General features: G+C 54.4%; 20 protein-coding genes and 1 pseudogene. 12 read left to right on the top strand and 9 right to left on the bottom strand.

Translation table 11 applies throughout. The annotated features are described in order from the left end of the window. Window positions 1-134 precede the first annotated feature (134 nt). Window positions 135-866, top strand: a complete 732-nt coding sequence (locus ACT3R7_RS07860) for a CDP-alcohol phosphatidyltransferase family protein (protein WP_192538335.1) — start codon at window positions 135-137, stop codon at window positions 864-866. Window positions 867-924: 58 nt separating this feature from the next. Here ACT3R7_RS07860 and ACT3R7_RS07865 read toward each other — a convergent pair whose 3' ends face one another. Further along, the gene (locus tag ACT3R7_RS07865) at window positions 925-1,335 is read right to left on the bottom strand and encodes a DUF1090 domain-containing protein (RefSeq protein WP_192538336.1); all 411 of its coding nucleotides are present in this window, start codon (window positions 1,333-1,335) and stop codon (window positions 925-927) included. 209 nt (window positions 1,336-1,544) lie between these two features. Between ACT3R7_RS07865 and ACT3R7_RS07870 the strand changes: the two genes are divergently transcribed. The 10 genes from ACT3R7_RS07870 (at window position 1,545) to ACT3R7_RS07915 (ending at window position 10,592) form a co-directional block, all read left to right on the top strand. Then, window positions 1,545-2,477, top strand: a complete 933-nt coding sequence (locus ACT3R7_RS07870; protein WP_193091328.1) for a CysB family HTH-type transcriptional regulator — start codon at window positions 1,545-1,547, stop codon at window positions 2,475-2,477. A 125-nt stretch (window positions 2,478-2,602) separates the two neighbouring features. Beyond that, window positions 2,603-3,670, top strand: coding sequence for a sulfate ABC transporter substrate-binding protein (locus ACT3R7_RS07875; protein ID WP_496198961.1), 1,068 nt, complete (start codon window positions 2,603-2,605; stop codon window positions 3,668-3,670). A gap of 59 nt (window positions 3,671-3,729) precedes the next feature. Then, complete coding sequence (gene cysT / locus ACT3R7_RS07880) at window positions 3,730-4,560, top strand: sulfate ABC transporter permease subunit CysT (RefSeq protein ID WP_192538338.1); 831 nt, start codon at window positions 3,730-3,732, stop codon at window positions 4,558-4,560. 12 nt (window positions 4,561-4,572) lie between these two features. Continuing rightward, window positions 4,573-5,460, top strand: a complete 888-nt coding sequence (gene cysW, locus ACT3R7_RS07885) for a sulfate ABC transporter permease subunit CysW (RefSeq protein WP_193091327.1) — start codon at window positions 4,573-4,575, stop codon at window positions 5,458-5,460. A 30-nt stretch (window positions 5,461-5,490) separates the two neighbouring features. Then, on the top strand, window positions 5,491-6,570 hold the full coding sequence (locus tag ACT3R7_RS07890; RefSeq protein ID WP_192538340.1) for a sulfate/molybdate ABC transporter ATP-binding protein: 1,080 nt from the start codon (window positions 5,491-5,493) through the stop codon (window positions 6,568-6,570). A gap of 108 nt (window positions 6,571-6,678) precedes the next feature. After that, window positions 6,679-7,062, top strand: a complete 384-nt coding sequence (locus ACT3R7_RS07895; protein WP_192538341.1) for a winged helix-turn-helix domain-containing protein — start codon at window positions 6,679-6,681, stop codon at window positions 7,060-7,062. An 81-nt stretch (window positions 7,063-7,143) separates the two neighbouring features. Next, window positions 7,144-7,929 (top strand): molybdate ABC transporter substrate-binding protein, encoded by a 786-nt coding sequence (modA, locus tag ACT3R7_RS07900; RefSeq protein WP_192538343.1) that lies wholly within the window; start codon window positions 7,144-7,146, stop codon window positions 7,927-7,929. Then, window positions 7,926-8,624, top strand: coding sequence for a molybdate ABC transporter permease subunit (gene modB, locus ACT3R7_RS07905; protein ID WP_192538344.1), 699 nt, complete (start codon window positions 7,926-7,928; stop codon window positions 8,622-8,624). The genes modA and modB overlap by 4 nt, the downstream gene beginning before the upstream one ends. Continuing rightward, window positions 8,617-9,732, top strand: a complete 1,116-nt coding sequence (gene modC, locus ACT3R7_RS07910; RefSeq protein WP_192538346.1) for a molybdenum ABC transporter ATP-binding protein — start codon at window positions 8,617-8,619, stop codon at window positions 9,730-9,732. The genes modB and modC overlap by 8 nt, the downstream gene beginning before the upstream one ends. Before the next feature lie 299 nt (window positions 9,733-10,031). Beyond that, a complete protein-coding gene (locus tag ACT3R7_RS07915; RefSeq protein WP_193091326.1) occupies window positions 10,032-10,592 on the top strand; it encodes a manganese efflux pump MntP in 561 nt (186 codons plus the stop codon). A 37-nt stretch (window positions 10,593-10,629) separates the two neighbouring features. On the opposite strand, the gene ACT3R7_RS07920 is transcribed toward ACT3R7_RS07915, so the two are convergent. The 7 genes and pseudogenes from ACT3R7_RS07920 to katG all read right to left on the bottom strand — a co-directional run bounded on the left by ACT3R7_RS07920 (window position 10,630) and on the right by katG (window position 15,552). Then, entirely contained in the window at window positions 10,630-11,100 is a 471-nt protein-coding gene (locus ACT3R7_RS07920) for a GFA family protein (RefSeq protein ID WP_193091325.1), read from the bottom strand. 423 nt (window positions 11,101-11,523) lie between these two features. Next, window positions 11,524-11,964 (bottom strand): acetyltransferase, encoded by a 441-nt coding sequence (locus tag ACT3R7_RS07925; protein WP_193091324.1) that lies wholly within the window; start codon window positions 11,962-11,964, stop codon window positions 11,524-11,526. A 22-nt stretch (window positions 11,965-11,986) separates the two neighbouring features. Beyond that, complete coding sequence (locus ACT3R7_RS07930) at window positions 11,987-12,412, bottom strand: hypothetical protein (protein ID WP_192538354.1); 426 nt, start codon at window positions 12,410-12,412, stop codon at window positions 11,987-11,989. Between the two features lie 62 nt (window positions 12,413-12,474). Continuing rightward, window positions 12,475-12,624 carry a hypothetical protein gene (locus tag ACT3R7_RS07935; RefSeq protein ID WP_496198962.1) on the bottom strand — a complete coding sequence of 50 codons (150 nt, stop codon included), beginning with the start codon at window positions 12,622-12,624 and terminating at the stop codon, window positions 12,475-12,477. Between the two features lie 61 nt (window positions 12,625-12,685). Next, window positions 12,686-12,865 (bottom strand): annotated as a pseudogene (locus tag ACT3R7_RS07940) (DUF2268 domain-containing putative Zn-dependent protease); the annotation flags it as partial. A gap of 103 nt (window positions 12,866-12,968) precedes the next feature. Beyond that, window positions 12,969-13,187, bottom strand: coding sequence for a VF530 family protein (locus ACT3R7_RS07945; protein ID WP_018918769.1), 219 nt, complete (start codon window positions 13,185-13,187; stop codon window positions 12,969-12,971). Between the two features lie 163 nt (window positions 13,188-13,350). Further along, on the bottom strand, window positions 13,351-15,552 hold the full coding sequence (gene katG / locus ACT3R7_RS07950; RefSeq protein WP_193091323.1) for a catalase/peroxidase HPI: 2,202 nt from the start codon (window positions 15,550-15,552) through the stop codon (window positions 13,351-13,353). A 409-nt stretch (window positions 15,553-15,961) separates the two neighbouring features. Between katG and ACT3R7_RS07955 the strand changes: the two genes are divergently transcribed. After that, complete coding sequence (locus ACT3R7_RS07955; protein ID WP_193091322.1) at window positions 15,962-17,773, top strand: DUF4153 domain-containing protein; 1,812 nt, start codon at window positions 15,962-15,964, stop codon at window positions 17,771-17,773. A 136-nt stretch (window positions 17,774-17,909) separates the two neighbouring features. Here the strand turns inward: ACT3R7_RS07955 and ACT3R7_RS07960 are convergent, their stop codons facing one another. Then, window positions 17,910-21,086: an efflux RND transporter permease subunit gene (locus ACT3R7_RS07960; protein ID WP_193091321.1), complete on the bottom strand. Its 3,177-nt coding sequence runs from the start codon at window positions 21,084-21,086 to the stop codon at window positions 17,910-17,912. Window position 21,087 lies beyond the last annotated feature (1 nt).

The raw sequence follows: 21,087 nt of genomic DNA on the forward strand, positions 1-21,087 counted from the left end.
GCCGTTTTCAGGAACATCAATACGCTATGATGAATGAGATAGACAACACTGCGCCTATGTACAAGAATGGTACATATAAAAATATTTGCATCAATTAATTAGCTGCGGACAGACGGTTCGCTCTGCGAGATGCCATGCTTCGATTCTTTCCCTCCGCCTCTACTCCGCTTTTATCTAGTCGACTATATACCGCTGGCGAACTGACTGTGGGCAGCTTAGTACTTCTGGGGATGGGGAGTGTGTTACCGACGCTACTGGCCACTACCTTGAACTGGGGGCTGGCATTTGGGTTATATGCCCTGATTAGCTTACTGGTAATGATTTTTTGGTCTGGTGGCGCATTGGGATGGGCGAACCGCATTACGTTACTACGCGCAATACTGGTTGCCTTGGCAGCCGGGGCACTTGCCAATAACGTCTTCACCCAGGCCATTTGGCTATGGTTAGTTATCGCGACCGTGGCGCTTATGCTTGACGGTGTGGATGGCTGGATTGCCAGGCGAACCAAAAGCTATAGCGCGTTTGGCGCACGTTTTGATATGGAGCTGGATGCCCTACTGATTCTTCTGCTGTGTATCGGGCTGATCCAACTGGAATCGCTGGGCCTATGGGTGCTGCTGATTGGCTTAATGCGCTATTTTTTTGTGGCCGCCAGCTGGCATTTCACCTGGCTATCTGCGCCTTTATTTGCCAGCTTTCGGCGCAAACTGGTATGCGTTTGGCAGGTGTCCGCGCTATTGCTGGCATTAACGCCACTTACCCACCCGTTTTTGGCAAGCCTGTTAGCGTTTAGCGCACTAGTCTCGCTAGCCTATTCATTTGGGATGGATATTAGATGGCTCTACAAACAGTCTCAACATAAATAGACCCGAATGTGATCAGGCTAAATCTGGGGCGCCTCTGAGCACATAGCGCCCCGCCTACTTAGTTAGTAATCTGGCTTTGTAGCGCATTCAGCTCTTGGGTATGCATTTCTAATTCCTGGGTCGCTTCTTCGAGCTTAACGCGCCTTTTCTGAATATCGTCTTCATCGCCATCGCTTAACGCCTCTTCAAAATCCGCCTGGCGCTCCTGCACTTCGGCAAGGCTTGCTTTCACTTCGTCGGTCGCTTCGTTTAACACGCTTTCATTGGTGCAGTTGCTTTCTATCGCGTCCAGCGCACGCTGCAAACCCTCTACCCGCTGCTGATTGCCTTGTGACTGGGCATGCTCCAATTGCTGGCGAATATCAGTCGCCTTGCTTTCGCACAGGGCTTCTGCAGCGCTTGCCATGGATGGCAGTGCAAGCCCTGTCAGCAAGGCTACAACAGCTACGTTAACTACACGGTTTTTCATTGATTTTATCCCTTTTGAACGACTTATTGCTTAACGTAGTGTTACCACGCTATCGGGCGTTAGATAGCTAAATGGGATAACGGTTCTGACTTATTTTTGCCTTAGGTGTAAAAAACGATATAGATAGCAGAAAATACAATTTATTGTATAAGAACAATATTTAATATTCTTTTTTAGAATATTAAATCTGCTTTCATTGGATATCTGTCATGAATATTCAGCAACTGCGTATCGTTCGGGAAACTGTACGTCAGCATTTCAATCTGACTGAAGCCTCTAACGCGCTTTATACCTCTCAGTCAGGTGCCAGTAAGCATATTCGCGACTTGGAAGACGAGCTGGGCGTTGAGTTATTCGAGCGCCGCGGCAAGCGTATTCTTGGGTTAACCGTTGCAGGCCGCACGTTGATCGACTGCATTGAGCGCATCTTGCTGGATGTCGAAAATCTCAAGCGTTCGGCTCACCAGCTAACCCATGAAGACCAGGGAAGTCTTGCCATTGCGACAACGCATACTCAGGCACGCTATGCACTTCCCCCGATTATTGCCCAGTTCAAGAAGGCCTTTCCCAAAGTACATCTGGAGCTCCACCAGTGCGGGCCAGAGGAGATCGTTTCACTACTCAAGGCGGGCAAGGTAGATATAGGCATCGCCACCGAAGCGCTGCACGAAGAGAGCCAGCTTTTTGCCTGCTTTCCTTTTTATCACTGGTATCACGGGGTCATCGTGCCCGAACAGCACCCTTTGAACGACGGCTTACCGTTAACGCTTGAGCGAATCGCCGAGCACCCTATTGTTACCTACCATGACGGCTTTACGGGCCGAGCACGCATTGACACGGCGTTTACCTCGGTTGGCGTGTATCCCGATATCGTGCTGACTGCCCTGGATGCAGACGTTATCAAAACCTACGTTGAGCTGGGCATGGGCGTGGGGCTGATTGCCTCGATGGCCTATTACGAAGCGCGTGATCAAGGGCTTAAACTACTGGATGCCAGCGCGCTGTTCCCACGCAACACTACCTATCTGGCGCTACGGCGCGGTCATTTTCTACGCGGGTACGTTTATCAATTTCTTAAGCTGTGCCGCGATAACCTGGATGAAGACACCGTTCAGCGCGTTCTGGCAGGCCGCCAGGATTAACCTTAATCTCACACTCCACTCGCTAAGCTTAAAAAGTAATAATAAATCCATTTTATATTCGTTATTAGAATCAATAAACTTGCTTAGGCTGTCTTCCTACTTACATAAAAGCATCGGAGCAGCCAATGAACGTCTTTCACCCATCCATCCAATGGCCCCTTTCCAAGCTAGTGGCAGCCGCCTTATTGGGAGGCGCCGTATTCACCACCACGCTTGACCTACCGGCTATCGCTCACGCAGAAAGCGAGCGCGTCGAACTCCTTAACGTCTCTTACGACCCAACACGCGAGTTCTACCGGGAATACAATGCACTGTTCGGTGAATACTGGCGCGAACAGAACGGCCAAACCGTTACCGTACGTCAATCTCATGGGGGTTCGGGCTCGCAAGGCCGCTCAATTGTCGATGGCATTGATGCCGATGTGGCAACGCTTGCTCTCGCTTACGATATTGATGCACTTCACGACCGCGCCAACCTGATCCCCGAAGATTGGCAGTCGCGCCTGCCGAGCAACAGCTCGCCCTATACCTCGACCATCGTGCTACTGGTTCGCGATGGCAATCCCAAAAACATTCAGGGTTGGGGGGATCTCACTCGTGATGACGTAGAAGTCATTACGCCGAACCCTAAAACCTCAGGCGGGGCACGTTGGAACTTCCTGGCCCTGTGGGGCTATGGGCTCGAACAGTTCGATGGCGATGAAGAGCAGACATTCGACTTCATGCGCCAGGTTTTCGAGAACGTGCCGGTACTCGATTCCGGCGCCCGTGGCGCGACGAATACCTTCGTGCAGCGCCGTCTGGGCGATGTACTGCTCGCCTGGGAAAACGAAGCCATTCTTTCGGTAGAACAGCTGGGTAAAGGCGATTTTGAAATTGTGGTGCCAGAGCAAAGCATTCTGGCCGAGCCGCCCGTTGCGGTCGTGGATGCCAACGTCGACCGTAAGGGAACCCGTGAAGTCGCCGAGGCCTATCTGGAATACCTTTACTCTGATGAAGCCCAGCAGTTGGCTGCCAAACACTACTACCGCCCGAGCAACGCAAAGGTCCTGGCAGAGCACATTGATGCGTTTCCGTCGCTTGAGCTTTTCACCATTGATGATGTGTTTGGGGGCTGGCAAAGCGCCCAGGCGCGCTTTTTCAATGACGGCGGCGTTTTCGACGAGATTCTCGAATCGATCAACGCTCAATAATACTACTTCGCCACCTCGCCGGGAGCACTTGCTTCCCGGCCCTGTCTCTGGAAAACGGTATGTCGATAACGCTTGCCAAACGCCGGGTCATACCAGGTTTTGGTCTGACCATGGGCTTCACCCTGCTGTATATGGGCCTTGTGTTTCTTATCCCGGTGGGCGCTTTTTTGCTCTATACCACCAGCATGAGCTGGGAGATATTCTGGAGCGCGATTACCCAGCGTCAGGTCGTAGCGTCCTACAAGCTCTCTTTTGGCGGGTCGTTGATTGCGGCTACGATCAATCTGGTATTTGGCGCACTGGTAGCCTGGGTGCTGGTGCGTTACCGCTTTCCGGGCAGGCGCGTGGTCGATGCACTGGTTGACCTGCCATTTGCGCTCCCCACCGCCGTGGCCGGTATCGCGCTGGTGACACTCTATGCAAGCACCGGCTGGGTGGGGCAGTACCTGGAGATCTTTGGCATTCGCGTCGCCTATACCCAGCTGGGCGTCGTTGTGGCGTTGACCTATATCGGGCTGCCTTTTGTGGTTCGCACGGTGCAACCCGTTCTTGAAGACCTGGAAGCCGAATGGGAAGAAGCCTCGGCAAGTTTGGGCGCTGGCCGCCTGACAACCCTGCGGCGCGTGATATTTCCAGCGCTGCTCCCGGCCCTGTTGACCGGCTACGCCCTGGCCTTTGCCAGAGCGCTGGGAGAATACGGCTCAGTGGTTTTCATCTCGGGAAATCTGCCGTTTCGTACTGAAATCACCCCACTGCTCATCGTCTCCAAGGCTGAGCAGTACGACTATCACGGCGCCGCCGCTATTGGCACTGTCATGCTGCTGGCGGCGTTTTCCATGCTGCTGGTCATCAATGGCCTGCAGTGGTGGGCCGGTCGACGGTATGCCTAAAAGGAGTTCACTGTGAGTACTTCCCTAACCGCTACTCCCCTGCAGGATATTTCCTCCACACGCTGGCGACGCGCCACCGAAGAGCCTGCGTGGATAAGGCTAACGCTCATCACGCTCGCTTTGACGTTTGTAACGCTGTTTCTGGTGCTACCGCTAACCGTGGTGCTGTATGGCGCGCTTGAGCGCGGGATTGGCGTATGGTGGGCGGCCGTACAAGACCCCGACGCCTTGTCGGCCATTCGCTTAACGCTGCTGATCGTCGCTATCGTCGTCCCTCTCAACACCGTGTTTGGTATCGCTGCGGCCTGGGCCATTGCCAAATTCGAAATTCGCGGCAAACCCGTACTTATCTCACTGATCGACATGCCCTTCGCGATATCACCCGTGGTGGTGGGTTTGATCTTTGTCATTCTGTTTGGCTCGCAGGGCTGGCTAGGGCCTTGGCTCGCCGCCCATGATCTACGCATCATCTTCGCCGTTCCCGGCATCGTTATCGTGATTGCGTTCGGCACACTGCCGTTTATTGCCCGCGAGCTGATCCCGCTCATGCAGCAGCAGGGTAAAGAGGAGGAGGAAGCCTCATTAACGCTGGGCGCCAACGGCTGGAAAACCTTCTGGTACGTGACACTTCCCAATATCAAATGGGGCCTGATCTATGGCGTGATTTTGTGTAATGCCAGAGCCATGGGCGAGTTTGGTGCAGTTGCCGTGGTCTCGGGTCGAATCCGTGGAGAAACCAACACCATGCCGCTGCATATCGAAGTGCTCTACAACGAATACATGTTTACCGCCGCCTTTGCTGTGTCATCGCTGCTGACCGGTCTTGCGCTGGTCACGATCATCATCAAAAGCATGGTTGAGTGGCAGGAAGAGCGTCGTCAACGCATTGCCGCCACCTAACGCCAGCCTTACGCACACAAGAGAGCTTTCATGAGTATCGAGATCGATCACGTCAACAAACACTTTCGCGATTTTGTGGCCGTCGATAACGTCAGCCTTACATTCAACGAAGGTGAGCTAACCGCGCTGCTTGGCCCTTCAGGGTCGGGCAAGACCACGCTGTTGCGCATTATTGCAGGCCTTGAGCAGCCGGATACCGGACGCATTCGTTTTCACGGCGAAGACACCACGGACAAGCATGTCAGCCAACGTGGTGTCGGCTTTGTATTTCAGCACTACGCCCTGTTCAAGCATATGACGGTTTTTCAGAACGTGGCCTATGGCCTGACGGTGCGCCCCCGCCAGAGCCGCCCTAGCAAGGCTAATATCAACGCCAAGGTCATGCGCCTTCTCGAGCTGGTTCAACTGGACTGGACTGCACACCGTTACCCGCATCAGCTTTCCGGCGGCCAGCGCCAGCGCATTGCCCTGGCCCGCGCATTGGCGGTCGAGCCCAAGGTTCTGCTATTAGATGAACCCTTTGGTGCGCTGGATGCCAAGGTTCGTGCTGAACTGCGCCGCTGGCTACGACGCCTTCACGATGACATTCATGTCACCAGCGTCTTTGTTACCCATGATCAGGAAGAAGCGCTGGAGGTTTCCGATCGAGTGGTAGTTATGAACAAGGGCCGCGTAGAGCAGGATGGCTCGCCCGAGCAGGTTTACGACACGCCGGCCAATCCCTTTGTTTACCGTTTTCTCGGCAACGTTAATCTTTTTCACGCGCGGATTCATGATGGCGTGGCGCGGATCGGTGATATCCAGCTGCCTGCGCCAGAATTTCATGGCTACCATAACGAGCGCGGTGAAGCTTACGTGCGCTCCCATGAAATCGAAGTACTGGCCACACGGCAGCATGACGATGCCCTGCACAGTCAAATCGAGCTCGTTTCGGTTATCGGCCCGACAGTGCGCCTGGAGTTAAGAACCGACAACACCGAAACGCTGGTACATGCCGAGCTTTCCAAGCACCACTTTCATTCGCTAGGCCTCAAACAAGGCAGCGACGCCTGGATTAGGCCGACCCACAGCCGTATCTTCCTGCCCGATGAACGGGTAGCAAACGGCTAAACGCCCTGTAGATAAGCGCCCTTACTATACTCTTATGGGATTGATACGCCCTGGATAATCAGTCACTGCTAAACTAGAAGACTAATACCCTGGTGCAGGACACGCGATATGACACGGACCCATCATCTTAAACCAACGTTTCAGTTACGCTTGGCGCTGCATAATGATGTGGTCATCGGGCCGGGTAAAGCAGACCTGTTGGAGATGATCGACCAGACAGGCTCAATCTCAGCTGCCGGCCGGGCGCTTAAGATGAGCTATAAAAAAGCTTGGCAGTTGATTGAAACCATGAACAGCTACTTCCCGTCTCCGCTGGTTGCCACTCACTCAGGCGGCAACCAGCGAGGTGGTGCCCAGCTCACTGAGCTTGGCAAGCAGGTACTTACTCATTACCGTGCCTTAGAAAGCCAACTAACTATCGAGCAGTCTGATGATGCTCAGGCCTTGCTGTCACTGCTTTCGCCCATCAATCGCCCCGAAAACGAAGCTTAAGCGTAATTATTAATATCTTGAGCTACTCGACAATTCTGTATAATCTCCGCTATATCCACATGGAAATAACGGAATCATTCAATGAACAATGCCATATTTAATCGCCGCTTTTTAGCCGTTTCGTTAGTGTTGGCAATGCCCGTATCTGCTTATGCAACGGATAACGTTCAAGTAGCGGCAGCCGCCTCACTTACCGATGCATTTAATGAAGCTATTGCTATATATGAGTCTCAACATGATGTTGAGATAACGCCCATTTATGCCTCGTCCTCCACCCTGGCCCGGCAAATCGCTAACGGCAGTCCAACCGATCTATTTTTATCCGCTAACGTTCAGTGGATGGACTGGTTGGAAGAGCAAGGGATCAATATTCATGATCGCAGCGACCTTCTGCAAAACCGCTTAGCGCTCATCACGGCTAGCACTGACCTTCCAGAACACTTTACGCCAGGTGAAGACAGCGCTATTGCCACGCTTCTGAGTGACGAGGAGCGTCTATCCGTTGGTGATCCAGATCATGTGCCAGCAGGCATCTATACACGTCAAGCACTGGAAGCGCTGGGCGAATGGGTAACACTGGAATCAAGACTTGCGCGTGGTAACGATGTGCGTGCGGCACTCACCCTGGTTGAGCGACAGGAAACCCCCGTTGGCGTTGTGTATCAAACTGACGCTTTTGCCAGCGAGCGGGTAAGAACGCTGGGGCTCTTCCCAATCGATAGCCACGACCCTATTACTTACCCAATCGCGCTGGTGGATGCACAAGATAATGAAGCCGCTATAGCACTACGTGAGTGGCTAGCCAGTGATGAGGCGCTGAGGATTTTTGCAGCGTACGGTTTCGATACGGATATCGCAGCACCGTGACACTTTCACCGGCCGAATGGGAAGCCATAAGGCTAAGTCTGTTAATTGGCTTAGCCGCCGTGGCCTGGATTCTACCGCCAGGTATTGCCGTCGCCTGGTGGCTGGCTCGACACGAATTTCGTGGCAAGGCACTGGTAGACGGTCTCATCCACCTGCCTTTGGTATTGCCACCCGTGGTGGTAGGGTATTTATTGCTGGTGGCGCTGGGCAGGCAAGGCATCATTGGGCAATGGCTGTATAACGCGCTAGGCATATCGCTCCCCTTTACCTGGCAAGGCGCTGCGGTTGCCAGCGGTGTGATGGCCTTTCCCTTGCTGGTACGCGCCCTTAGACTTTCCCTTGAAGCGGTGGACCCTAAACTTGAAGCCGCCGCCAGCACGCTGGGCGCCAGCCGATGGCGGATATTTACCACTATCACTCTGCCGCTTGCCGTGCCCGGCCTACTCACCGGCACCGTGCTCGCCTTTGCACGGGCACTTTCCGAGTTTGGCGCGACCATCACGTTTGCCTCTAATATCCCAGGTGAAACCCGCACCCTGCCACTGGCGCTTTACACGCTGATTCAAACCCCAGGGCAAGAAGCGACGGCAGCCCGCCTGTGCATTATTGCCATTGTGATCGCCCTGCTTTCGCTGATCGCCTCTGAATGGCTGGCAAGGCGCACCCGACAACGCTTACAGGAACGCGATGGCTAATCGACCCAGCGACCCCAACAAATCAACGCCTGGCTCACTAACGCTGGCGGTGAAACAGCAATTAGGCCAGTTCCAGCTGGCCGCTACTCTGGATCTACCCGGTAGCGGTGTGACGGGCCTATTCGGCGCCTCGGGCAGCGGAAAAACCAGCTTGCTAAGACTCATCGCCGGCCTGGATAAGTCTGCTGAAGGCCATATTTACATTGGCGACCGTGCGCTACTCGATACTCAACGAGGCGTCTTTATACCTCCACACCGAAGACGTATTGGAGTGGTTTTTCAGGAAGCACGCCTGTTCCCCCATTATCAAGTGCGCGGCAACCTGACCTATGGAATGCCGCGCCACGCTACAAGTCGTTTTGATGAAATCATTGGACTACTGGGTATTGAAGCGCTTTTAGAGCGCATGCCAGGCACGCTATCCGGTGGCGAGGCCCGCCGTGTAGCGATTGGCCGTGCACTGCTCAGCGACCCACAGCTACTGCTTATGGATGAACCCTTAACGGGGCTAGACGGTGCGCGTAAAGAGGAGTTACTGCGCTATATCACGCGACTCACTCAGCAGGTGGATATTCCTGTCGTGTATGTCAGCCACGACCCGGAAGAAATCTCCGCCATCGCAGATCATCTGGTACTAATGAATAAAGGGCAGGTGCAGGCTAGCGGCAGCCTGAGCACGCTGCTTCAGCGCTTTGATTTGACGCACCAGCTAGGCGGCTTCGATGCTGCCTCGTTACTGGAGGGCGAAGTGGTTGCTCATGAAGAAGCGTACGGTCTTACCCACTTAGCATTAGATTGCGACCACCAGTTAGTGCTGCCCGGTACATCGGCGCCGTTAGGCCGCCGCTTACGTGTGCGTATTTTGGCCCGGGATATTGCCCTGGCGCTTACCCCACCCACCAACACCAGCTACCGTAACCAGCTCAACGCTACTATCAGCGATTTCACCATACTTCCCGAGGCGCCATATACCGTCGAGCTACGTTTAAGTATCGGCACAGTTGCTTTACGCGCACGGCTGACGCGCAAATCCTGGGATGAGATGGGCCTAAAACAAGGCATGCAGGTAACCGCGTTAATTCGCAGCGTCTCGTTTAACGCGCTTTAACTCTTAATAACTACGCAGCGGCCTGATTTTTTTCAACTAGCGTTGTTAGCATTTCGGTTTTTCTATGTTGATTAAAAAGCGCTGCTTTTATAAATAGCCCAATACTGAGATAGTTAGCCAAGGCTATGTTAGTTGACGGGAATAAACTTTATATTTTAGACACTTAGCCTTTAAACGCTATTAATTATGCTAGAATTCATCGCTATCAAATACCCAGCTTTTCTTTTTTTCATGTTCATTGACACATGCTAATAGAACGCCATCGTGGGTACGTTTTTTAGTGAGAGAATTTAGTTATCATGGCACCTGTCACGCTGATATTTCTGGCTATTTCCATGTCGGCCGATGCCTTTGCCGCCTCTATCAGCAAAGGCGCTGAATTAAACAAACCAAAATTTCATCATGCGATCGGCATTGGCCTGGTATTTGGCGTTATCGAAGCGATTACCCCCGTACTTGGCTGGGTGGCCGGAAAGGCATCACAACAGTATGTTGAGGCCTGGGATCACTGGGTCGCGTTTACGCTGCTTTCTGCCATCGGCCTGCATATGATTTACGCCGGGCTTAAAAATGAGGACAAGATAGAGCACCGCAAACAAACCTTGTGGCTGCTCATTTTAACCGCGACTGCCACCAGCATTGATGCCATGGCCGTCGGCGCAAGCCTTGCCTTTATTGATGTCGATATCATTGTCACCAGCTTAGCCATTGGCCTGACAACCACCGTAATGGCCTCCATTGGCACCGTGCTTGGTCACAAATTTGGCCAGTTCGTCGGCCACTGGGCCGAGCTTATTGGCGGTGTTGTGCTGATCGGCATTGGCGTTATGGTCCTTATTCAGCACACTGGGATATTATAAAAACGAGGTAAAGCCTTACCCCAGGCCAGCAATAGCGCTAACTCTCCAACCCTAGCCGTTGATGCCACTCGGCAAGGCTTTCATCTGGGTACTCGTCGAAACATTTATCTTGCGGCTGTGCGCTTACCTCAACCCAATCGGCCCGGCTTCCCAACATGATATGCGTCCGCTCAGGCGGTATCGGCAAATCCGTATCAATTGCCGAGGCAAAGGGATGCACAAGCTCAGGCCAATCGGGATCGTAAACCCATAGCGCTGTCGCACAATGCTTGCAGAAATGTCGCTCCCCAGTGCTTTGCTCGCCATTGATAACAGCTCGGTAGATCGAAATGTGCTCATCACCCTCCACATTAAGCGTTTTGCTTTTTCCACTGAGATTGATTGCGAAACCGCCTCCACCCGCTGTCTTGCGACACACAGAGCAGTAACAGAGATTAAAGGGATAGGGGTGGTGTGACCTCACGCTGAACGTCACGGCTTGGCAATGACATGATCCTTTGAGCAGCATAGTTACCTCCTTTGCAGCGGATACCATGCGCGAACACCCGCTTATACTTTTTTAAGTACTGTCTTAAGTACTGTCTTAAGTACTGTCTTAATCAATTTTCTAGTTACTCTCTTACTGTAGACAAAAATTCAGCGTAGTGGCTCTTACTAACTACCAGCAAAGTTCACCATGCGCGCTCTACTTTATATTGACGCCAGCATTCGTAGGCTTCCAATCCCAATCCATATCATGGGGATCGCCCTAACGTTTATGGTCTGGTCTAATGAAAAAGTTCGCATAACTACGATCAGGTTATCTATTACGATGCGGCCATCCAGCAACCAGCATTTATTTACCAGGCGTGGATAGGAACCGTGCTCACCCCTAGATGAAGAGCTTATGAGAAGACGCTAGACACGCGTATAAGCTGTTTTACTACCGCTCCTAGCGACTTGAGAGCGCCATATGCAGCAGCGGATAGGGGTTGCCCTGCCCATCCAGCGGCGAGCGTCCTATAACCGAAAAACCGATGTGCTGATAGAAACCTACTGCCTGCTCGTTCTGCTCATTAACATCTACCTTGGTGGCCGCCTGGGTATTGATAGCATGAGATACCAGCTGCACACCCACACCTTGCCCGCGCGTCTGTGGGGCAATAAACAGCATTTCGATATTGTCGTCGTTAACCCCGCAAAAGCCGACGATATCACCAGTATCGTTTCTGGCTACCATCAAATTAACCGCATCAAAGTACTGCTCAAGAATGAGCGGCTTTAGTGCCAATAGATCACCTTCTGACAGAAAATCGTGGGTCGCACGAACGGAGTCTTCCCATACTTCGATTAACACGGGGTAATCGGCTTTAGTGGCTGGCTCTATTTGCATTACTGTCTCGATCCTTTATTGCTCATTCAGCCGCTGGTTGGCTAACCTCGATAAACCACGCTGGCTGCATTGCAGCGAAATCCGTACGGATATTGGCGGGCAGGTAGCTTGCGGAATCCAGTACCATCGCCTCGCCATTTGCACGCTTGAACACTACCCAGTGCCAAAAATGCTTGCCGTCACGTTGATGTGGCTTGATCGCCAGCAGTGCCAGATCTGGCAGTGCTTGCCATGAGGTAAAGGGCGCCTCATCGGGTGACGTTACCACGTCCTTGTGTGCCAGCATTTTTCTTACGTACTGAGTATCGGACCAAAGCGATTCATCTTCTGCATAAATGCCCATGGCATTGGCGGTGGCTTTCATTTCAGGATAGGTATGACCCAGAATATTGGCGACCGAGGCAATACCGCAGCCGGTGGTTTCTTCCTGTATGACGGGATTCAGCACGGTTTCTGACTCTTTATGGATGATGATAGAACAACCTCGAGGTAGCGCTTGGCCTAGCACGACTACTTGATCGAATGAATACCGGCCATTTTCAAAATCTCATCGGTCGGCACCTGAACCAGCGCAGCCGCCGACATGCCCGATGCACGAATTGCCTGCTCGGCAATTATAGGTACCAGCGCGGTAGCCGATCCAACGCCGCCCATCAGCATGCTGGATCATCCACGAGTAGTACGGCGCCGTGACGGGAAGCGCTAACAGCTCATCGACCCACTCGCGGACATTATCTGGATACTCTCCCCACGGTGTTGGGCGCCCGCCCACGTCGCGCTCGAATACAACCGCAAGCCCTTCGCTGACAACCCCCTCCATAAAGGTCGTGCGCGGTTCATCGCGGTAGATTACCCAGCCTCTGGCCAGATGGTACAGCTCATGAAACAGCGTAAAACGTAACTGAGTACGAGCGGTCGCCGCGACACCGCCTTTACGGCTAGCATCTAGCCGATGCGACTAAATGTCGGCTTCTCAATAACTCATTGGGCCCAATTTCGAACCTTTAGGTAAACGTATTGATATACAGCGCTTCCACTTTATCGCGAGCCCACTGCGTTTTGCGTAAGAACTTCAACGAGGATTTGATGGAAGGGTCGTTGTGAAAGCAGTTGACGTTAATTTCTGCGTACAAACCATCCCAGCCATAACGCTCGACCAAGCGGGTTAAGATTTTTTCAAGGCTTAAACCATGTAACGGGTTGTTAGGCTGTGGATGGTTCATCGAGTGATTCCCTATGGCATATTCAAAGCCCTATCCAACGAGCGACAGGCTATAAATCACGAATATTAACAGAGGACATTGAAAAGCGCGGCGGAAGTAGCCTTCCGCCGCGCTCATTTAGGTTAGGGAGCGAAAATCTTTTCGCTCATCAAAGGCTTGAACCTTAGCGGTGCAGGTCGAACCGGTCGTTCTCCATCACCTTGACCCAGCCAGAGATAAACTTGTGAAGCATATGGCGCTCGCCGCCATCCGCGGCGTACTCCTCGGCAATGGCGCGCAGCTGCGAGTTCGAGCCATAGACCAGATCAACCCGTGTGGCGGTCCATTTGGTTTCACCGCTCTTGCGGTCCCGGCCTATAAAGCGCCCTTCGTCCTCATCAACCGGCTCCCAGACGGTGCCCATATCGATGAGGTTGACGAAGAAGTCATTGGTCAGCTGGCCCGGGCGCTGAGTGAAGATACCATCGGTGTTGTTATCACCGGCATTGATACCGATAGCCCGCATGCCGCCCAGGAGTGCGGCCATTTGGGGCGCGCTAAGGTTCAGCATAAATGCCCGGTCGATCATCAAGTGCTCGGCTGGAATAGGCGTCGATTGTTCCTGCATATAATTGCGAAACGCATCATGCCTCGGTTCGAGATAGGCATGGGCATCCACTTCGGTCATTTCCTGGGTCGCATCGGTACGCCCCGGCGTGAATGGCACGGTAATATCGTGCCCAGCTGATTTTGCAGCCATTTCGACTCCGACACTTCCTCCCAGAACAATCATGTCTGCTAGCGAAATAGTGGTATTGGAAGCGCCTTTGATCTTGTCTAGCTGGTCGATCACCTCCGCCACGCCGCCGCGCACGTTGATATCCCAACCGGTTTGCGGTTCAAGGCGGATGCGGGCACCGTTGGCGCCACCGCGATGGTCCGTCTGGCGGTAAGTACAGGCCGAGGCCCAGGCGGTTTCTATCAACTGTTTGGCAGTCAGCCCAGTATCGGTAATTGCCTGCTTGAGCGTGGCGATCTGTTCGTCAGAAACCAACGGCCCTTCATGCTTAGGCACCGGGTCTTGCCAGACGAGAACTTCCTCAGGCACCTGCGGGCCAAGATAGCGAGCACTTGGCCCCATATCGCGGTGAAGCAGCTTGTACCAGGCGCGGGCAAACTCGTCGGCCAGCACATCCGGATTCTCGCGGTACTCCTTGGATATCTTCAGATAATCCGGATCAACAATCATGGCCATGTCGGCCGCGTTCATTACCGGCGGATTTTTTCTGCCTTCAACATGCGCGTCGGGCACCCAGAACCCATCTTTAACCTCCACCGGCTCCCACTGATTGGCGCCCGCCGGGGACTTTTTGACTTGCCACTCGTGGGAGAAAATCGTCTCAAGATACGTGTTGTCCCACTTGGTCGGTGTGGGCGTCCAGGCACCTTCAAGCCCAGAGGTAATGGTGTACTCGCCCAGGCCTGTCTCGTGTTTGTTGGCCCAGCCAACGCCCATCTCATGAAGTTTGGCCTCTTCCGGCGCTCCACCCACGGCGTCGGCGGGCCCATTGCCGTGCATCTTGCCGAAGGTGTGGCCACCCACCGTCAGTGCCACGGTTTCGCGGTCGTTCATTCCCATACGGGCGAAAGTTTCGCGCACGTCCATCGCGGATTTTGCTGCATCAGGCACGCCGTTGGGGCCTTCGGGGTTAACGTAGATCAGCCCCATCTGCACCGCGGCAAGCGGGTTATCAAGCACCCGGCTACCGTCTTCGAAGCTGCCGGTATAGCGCTCGTCTTTGTCACCCAGCCACTCATTTTCAGGGCCCCAATAGATATCGTCCTCTGGCGCCCAGATGTCGGCGCGGCCAAAACCGAAGCCAAAGGTCTTGAAGCCCATGGTTTCAAGCGCACGGTTGCCTGCGAATACCAGCAGATCAGCCCAGGAAAGCTTCTCGCCATATTTCTTTTTGATGGGCCACAACAGGCGGCGTGCCTTGTCCAGGTTGCCGTTATCGGGCCAGCTGTTAAGCGGGGCAAAGCGCTGCGCACCGGTGCCGCCACCACCGCGTCCATCAAGCGCACGATAGGTGCCTGCCGCGTGCCATGACATGCGAATAAAGAACGGGCCGTAATGTCCCCAATCGGCAGGCCACCAATCCTGAGAATCGGTCATCAGCGCATCAACATCGGCACTCAGCTCGTCGACATTGAGCTGTGCAAATGCCTTACCGTAGCGAAAGCTCTCGCTGAAAGGATTGGCATCCGGGTGTTTCTGATGCAGGACATTGAGGTTGAGCTGGTCGGGCCACCAGTGTTCATTGCCTTGCAGGCTCGGCGTGGTACGCGCACCCCATTCACGGCGTGTAGGCTTTTGATCAGACACGTTATTCTCCTCGACTAAATGCTGGGCTTATTGAGCATTCAAGTGATATTTCTGATCACGCCAAGCGCTAACCACACCGCCCGACCTGCGATAGAAAGCCCTGAGTGATTCCATAAGCCATCACGTTAACGAAGGATTCAACTTCGAAACCATCAAGATACAGTGAAGGATTCAATAGAGAGGTCGTCAAGGCGAAGAATGTTAAGTAAACAGCTAAGGGGTTGTTTATGGGGCAGGATGGGCTGTTCGTTGCAAGGCCAAAAGAATTTCATTTTCAACGTCGCTGCTAGACTCACCATTGTCAGCTCTATTCAAAATGAATGTTATCAATGCCTTCTTTGCAGACTATGATGGTGGCTCACGGCCTGACCACATGGCCCTACGCTGCCTCAACCTATGAAGAGCTGCCATGGATGACAATCGCGCGAATACGCTGGACAAGGCCACGAGTGCTGGCTTGATTCTGCTTGCCGTTATGCAGGGCGTAGTACTATTGGCGCTTCACTTGGCAATTGACCATGAGCACTGGTTAGCCGCTGACCAACGCTGGCTCAAGGCACTTTACATGGTAACGCTCGCGCTACCCGCGTTTTATCTGATCAGCCTGGAGCGGCTGCATGATCGGCTCAACTGGCTGCCGCTGCTGCTGGCCCCGCTGCTATTTTGGCTGGGTTGGCACCTTGGCTGGGTCGAACAGACGCCCGAGCAGCCGCGGGCGCGGCATCAGTTCACCTTTGCCTTTTGCGTGGCGGTTGGCGTAGCGCTATTTATCCTGGCGGTGTTTTTTCGTAGCAGCGTCGCTAGCAGAGTCTGGCCTCCCGCCTACTCTCCGCTGTTGAACTACTCCTGGGAGTTTGCTCTGACGCTTGCCCAATTGGCGCTGTTTATTGGCGTGTTCTGGAGCCTGTTGTGGCTGGGGGCGGCGCTGTTTGATGCGATTGGCCTAGACATTTTTGAAACGCTTTTCAGCGAGCCTGCTTTTATCTATCCCGTCACCTGGCTGGTGATTGGTTTAACGCTGGTGATGATTCGTAACCGCTTTCGCCTGATTCAAAGCGTGCGGCAGATGGGTGAGGCGCTTATCAAGGCATTGCTACCGTTGGTGGCGCTTATCATTCTGCTGTTCTTTGCCGTACTTCCCTTCACCGGCCTGCAACCCGTGTGGGATACGGGCAGCGCTTCCTCCATATTAATGGCGCTGATGCTGACCCTGCTGCTGTTCTTCAACGTTGTCTTTCATCAAACATATGGCCCATCTCCCTATCCAACTTGGCTACGCCGCGTCATCTTACTGGCCGTTGTATTGCTGCCGGTGGGTAGCGTGCTAGCCGCCTGGGCGCTCTGGCTGCGTATTGATCAATATGGCCTCAGCTTGGACAGGCTGTGGGCTGTCCTACTACAAGTGCTAACCGCGGCGTTTACTTTAAGCTACAGTCTGCTTCTGCTCTGGCGGCGCCGGGCAGCGCTTCCCGCTCTGCAGCGCGCCAACGTCGGCCTGGCCCTACTGGTGTCCATTGCGTTGATCGTGGTGAACACGCCGCTGGCGGATATGCGCCAGTGGGTTGCCGAGAATCAAGTTAAGCGGCTGCTGGATGGCCGTACAACGGCCGAGGCGTTTGATGTTAACTACTTGCGCTTTCAGCTCGGCCAGCCAGGCGCCCTGGCCTTGCAAACCCTGGCAGAGAGCGAACTTGCCCAGTCGCAGCCTGAGTTTGCCCGACGTATCGAGCTTTCGCTCAAGCAAACCGAGCGCTGGAGCCAGGAACCGCTGGTGGATACCCAAGAGCTGAATGACGTCGCCCAGCAGTTCAAGGCAAGCCCTGACGGCGCCTCACTTCCCGAGCCCTTGCTGAACCTGCTGGTTGAACAGAACTCCACCTGTTTAAGCCAGACGGAACCCTGCCAGACCCTGCAGGTAAGCAGCGACACACCCTTCCAGTGGTTGATTTTTGAACCCTATAGCGCGGTGGGCAATGCGTATGGCGAACGGAATGGCGACTGGCTGTTGTTCGGCCATTTGATGCTACTCGGCGCCACTCAGGCGCAAGATGATCAGACGTGCCAAACGATTCCGACTACGAATGATCTGGCACGTATTGCGGGGCCAGCCGATGTTTACCGAAGCGGCAGCTGCCTTTATAACCTGCGGCCGACGCTTGAAAACGCTAAGCAGCAGCTTTCTATTCAACTTGATGAAAACAGACAAGCACAGCGGGAATAGCCCGTTGTGCTTGTCTGTTCAGTTACCGAGCGAGCCTTTCTCTTTTTCTATCTCTCTTTCTCCCTAGCCCGGTCTCTAACTCTTTTCTATATGCAAGCCCACTCCAAGTACTACCCGGTCATTGTTCTTCTGCCATTCAAGGATAGCTGGCTGGGTAGGATGGGGTATCTAGCGTGGGGCTGTGATGACTGACCAAAGGGCCGGACAGCTTACGCAGCACCACGTAGAACACTGGGGTCAGGAACAAGCCAAACAGCGTGACACCAATCATGCCGGCAAACACCGCGGTACCCAGCGCCGCCCGTACCTCGGCACCCGCACCCGTGGCGATCACCGAAGGCAACACCGCCGCCGTAAAGGCGATAGACGTCATGATGATAGGCCGCAGACGCAACCGGCAAGCTTCCAGGGCTGCCTCCACCACGCTCTTGCCCTGCAGCTCCAACTCTCGGGCGAATTCCACGATCAGGATGGCGTTTTTACACGCCAGGCCAATCAATACTACTAGCCCTACCTGTACGAAGATGTTGTTGTCACCCCCGCCAAACCAAACGCCTATCAGCGCCGCCAGCATCGACATCGGCACGATCAGAATCACTGTCAATGGTAACGTCCAGCTTTCATAGAGTGCCGCCAATACCAAAAATACCAGCAGGATCGATAGCGGGAAGACCACCATGGCCGCATTGCCCTGGGTGGATTGCTGATAGCTCAGATCGGTCCATTCCAATGCCATACCCGGGGGTAACACCTCTGCCGCCAACGCGTTGATAACGTCCATCGCCTGAGCAGAAGAGAGCACCCGAGGGTCGATCTCTCCGGCGAGATCCGCGGCGGGATAACCGTTGTAACGCAGTACTGGGTCCGGACCGAAGGTTTGTTTGATATTCACCATCGTACCAATCGGCACCATCTCACCCTGGTCATTGCGGGTACGCAGTTTGGCGATATCTTCCACGCTTGCCCGATAAGGGGCGTCCGCCTGGGCGATGACCTGCCAGGTGCGACCAAAGCGGTTGAAGTCATTCACATAGGTCGAGCCAAGGTAGGTCTGCAAGGTGTCGAAGAGTTCAGTCAACGGCACGCCCTGGGCTTTGGCTCTCAACCGATCGACCTCTGCATCCAGTTGAGGCACATTCGATTGATAGCTGCTGATAGGAAACCCCAACCCAGGCGTTTGGGCAATCGCGCCCTGGAGTTGATTAACGGCCTCCTGCAAGGCTCCATAGCCAAGATTACCGCGATCCTCGATAAACAGCTGGAAACCAGAACCGTTGCCCAACCCCAGAATCGGCGGCGGCATGAAGGAGAACGCAAAACCCTCTTTCAAACCGCCAATGCCCTGATTGATGCGAGCATTAATGTCAGCGGCGCCAAGGGTGCGCTCACCAAAGGCGCTGAGAGTAAGAAAAGCGACCCCGGTATTGGAGGTATTGGTGAACTGCAGCGCATTCAAGCCAGGAAAGGCTATGGCGTGCTCAACGCCTTCAGTCTCCATGGCGATATCCACCACGTCCTGAAGCATTTGATCGGTTCGCTCCAGAGACGCGCCTTCCGGCAGAATGACGCCTGCAATCAGGTAGAGTTTATCCTGCACCGGAATAAACCCGGGCGGCACCGCCTTGAACATCACACCGGTGCCCAACAGCAACAGCGCGTAAACCACAAACACCGCGCCACGGTGCTTCAGGGAGCGAGCCACACCGCCCTGATACTTATTGGAACTAGCGTTAAAAAAGCGATTGAAGGGACGGAAAATCCAGCCAAACAGCTTATCGATGATGCGGGTGAGACGATCCTTGGGCGCGTTATGGGGCTTGAGCAGCATGGCTGCCAGCGCGGGCGACAGGGTCAGCGAGTTAATGGTGGAGATCACCGTGGAGATAGCAATCGTCACCGCGAACTGGCTATAGAATTGACCAGTCACCCCCGACAGGAAGGCCATGGGAATAAACACCGCACACAGCACTAGGCCTACGGCGATAATCGGGCCGGAGACCTCGCGCATGGCCTGATGCGCGGCGGCCTGCGGCTTAAGGCCTTCCTCAATGTTCCGCTCGACGTTTTCCACCACCACAATGGCGTCGTCCACCACGATACCGATGGCCAGCACAAGACCAAACAGGGTCAGCGTGTTGATCGAGTAACCCAGCAGGTAGAGCGCCCCAAAGGTGCCGATCACCGAGACCGGTACCGCCAGTAATGGAATAATAGAGGCGCGCCAGGTCTGCAGGAACAGCGTGACAACCAGCACCACCAGCAGCACGGCTTCCAGCAGGGTGGCGATCACTGACTTGATGGAGTCATTGACGAAGATGGTGGTGTCGTAGACCGCTTCATATTCCACGCCTTCCGGGAATTGCTCGGAAAGCTCGTCCATGGTGGCGATGACCTGCTCGCGAATCTCCAGCGCATTGGCACCCGGAGCCTGGAATATCCCCACACCCACCGCGCTATTGCTATCCAGCTGTGAGCGCAGCGTATAGTCCCCGGCGCCCATTTCCAGCCGCGCCACATCAGAAAGCCTGAGGATTTCGCCGCTGTCGCCACGCGTTAGTACGATGTCACCAAATTCCTCAACCGTTTCCAGCCGCCCACGGGCGTTGATCAACGTTAGGGAGTCACTCTCCTCAATGGGCTCGGCCCCTAGCTGCCCGGCGGAGACCTGCACGTTCTGTTCACGCATGGCCCCCACTACATCGCTGGCGGTCAGGCCGCGGGCGGCTATGCGGTCGGGGTCCAGCCACGCCCGCATCGCGTAATCCCCGCCGCCGAATATCTGCGCATCACCGATCCCCTCGATCCGTGCCAGGCGATCACGCACATTCAGCCGCACATAGTTACGTAAGTAGAGGGTGTCGTATTCGCCACTGGGAGACGTCAGGTGAACGACCATCAGAAAGGTCGGTGACTGCTTTTGGGTGGTGACGCCTTGGCGGCGCACAGCTTCCGGCAGCCGGGCTTCCGCCTGGCTGACGCGGTTCTGCACCCGAACGGCGGCCTGTTCGGCATCGGTGCCTGGGCGGAAGGTGACGGTCATCTGCAGCACGCCATCGGAGCCCGCCACGGACTTGAGGTACATCATGTCCTCGACGCCGTTGATGGCCTCTTCTAAAGGCGTGGCGACCGTCTCGGCGATCTCCTTCGGGTTAGCGCCTGGGTAGACCGTGCGCACCACCACGGAGGGCGGCACCACGTCCGGGTATTCGCTAATCGGCAGGTTGGGAATGGAGATCAACCCTACCGCCAGAATAATGATCGACAGCACCGCCGCAAAAATCGGTCGGTCCACGAAGAAACGTGAGAAGTTCATG

Origin of the sequence: Halomonas sp. AOP43-A1-21 (assembly GCF_052376775.1) — a bacterium.
Taxonomy (GTDB): domain Bacteria; phylum Pseudomonadota; class Gammaproteobacteria; order Pseudomonadales; family Halomonadaceae; genus Vreelandella; species Vreelandella colorata.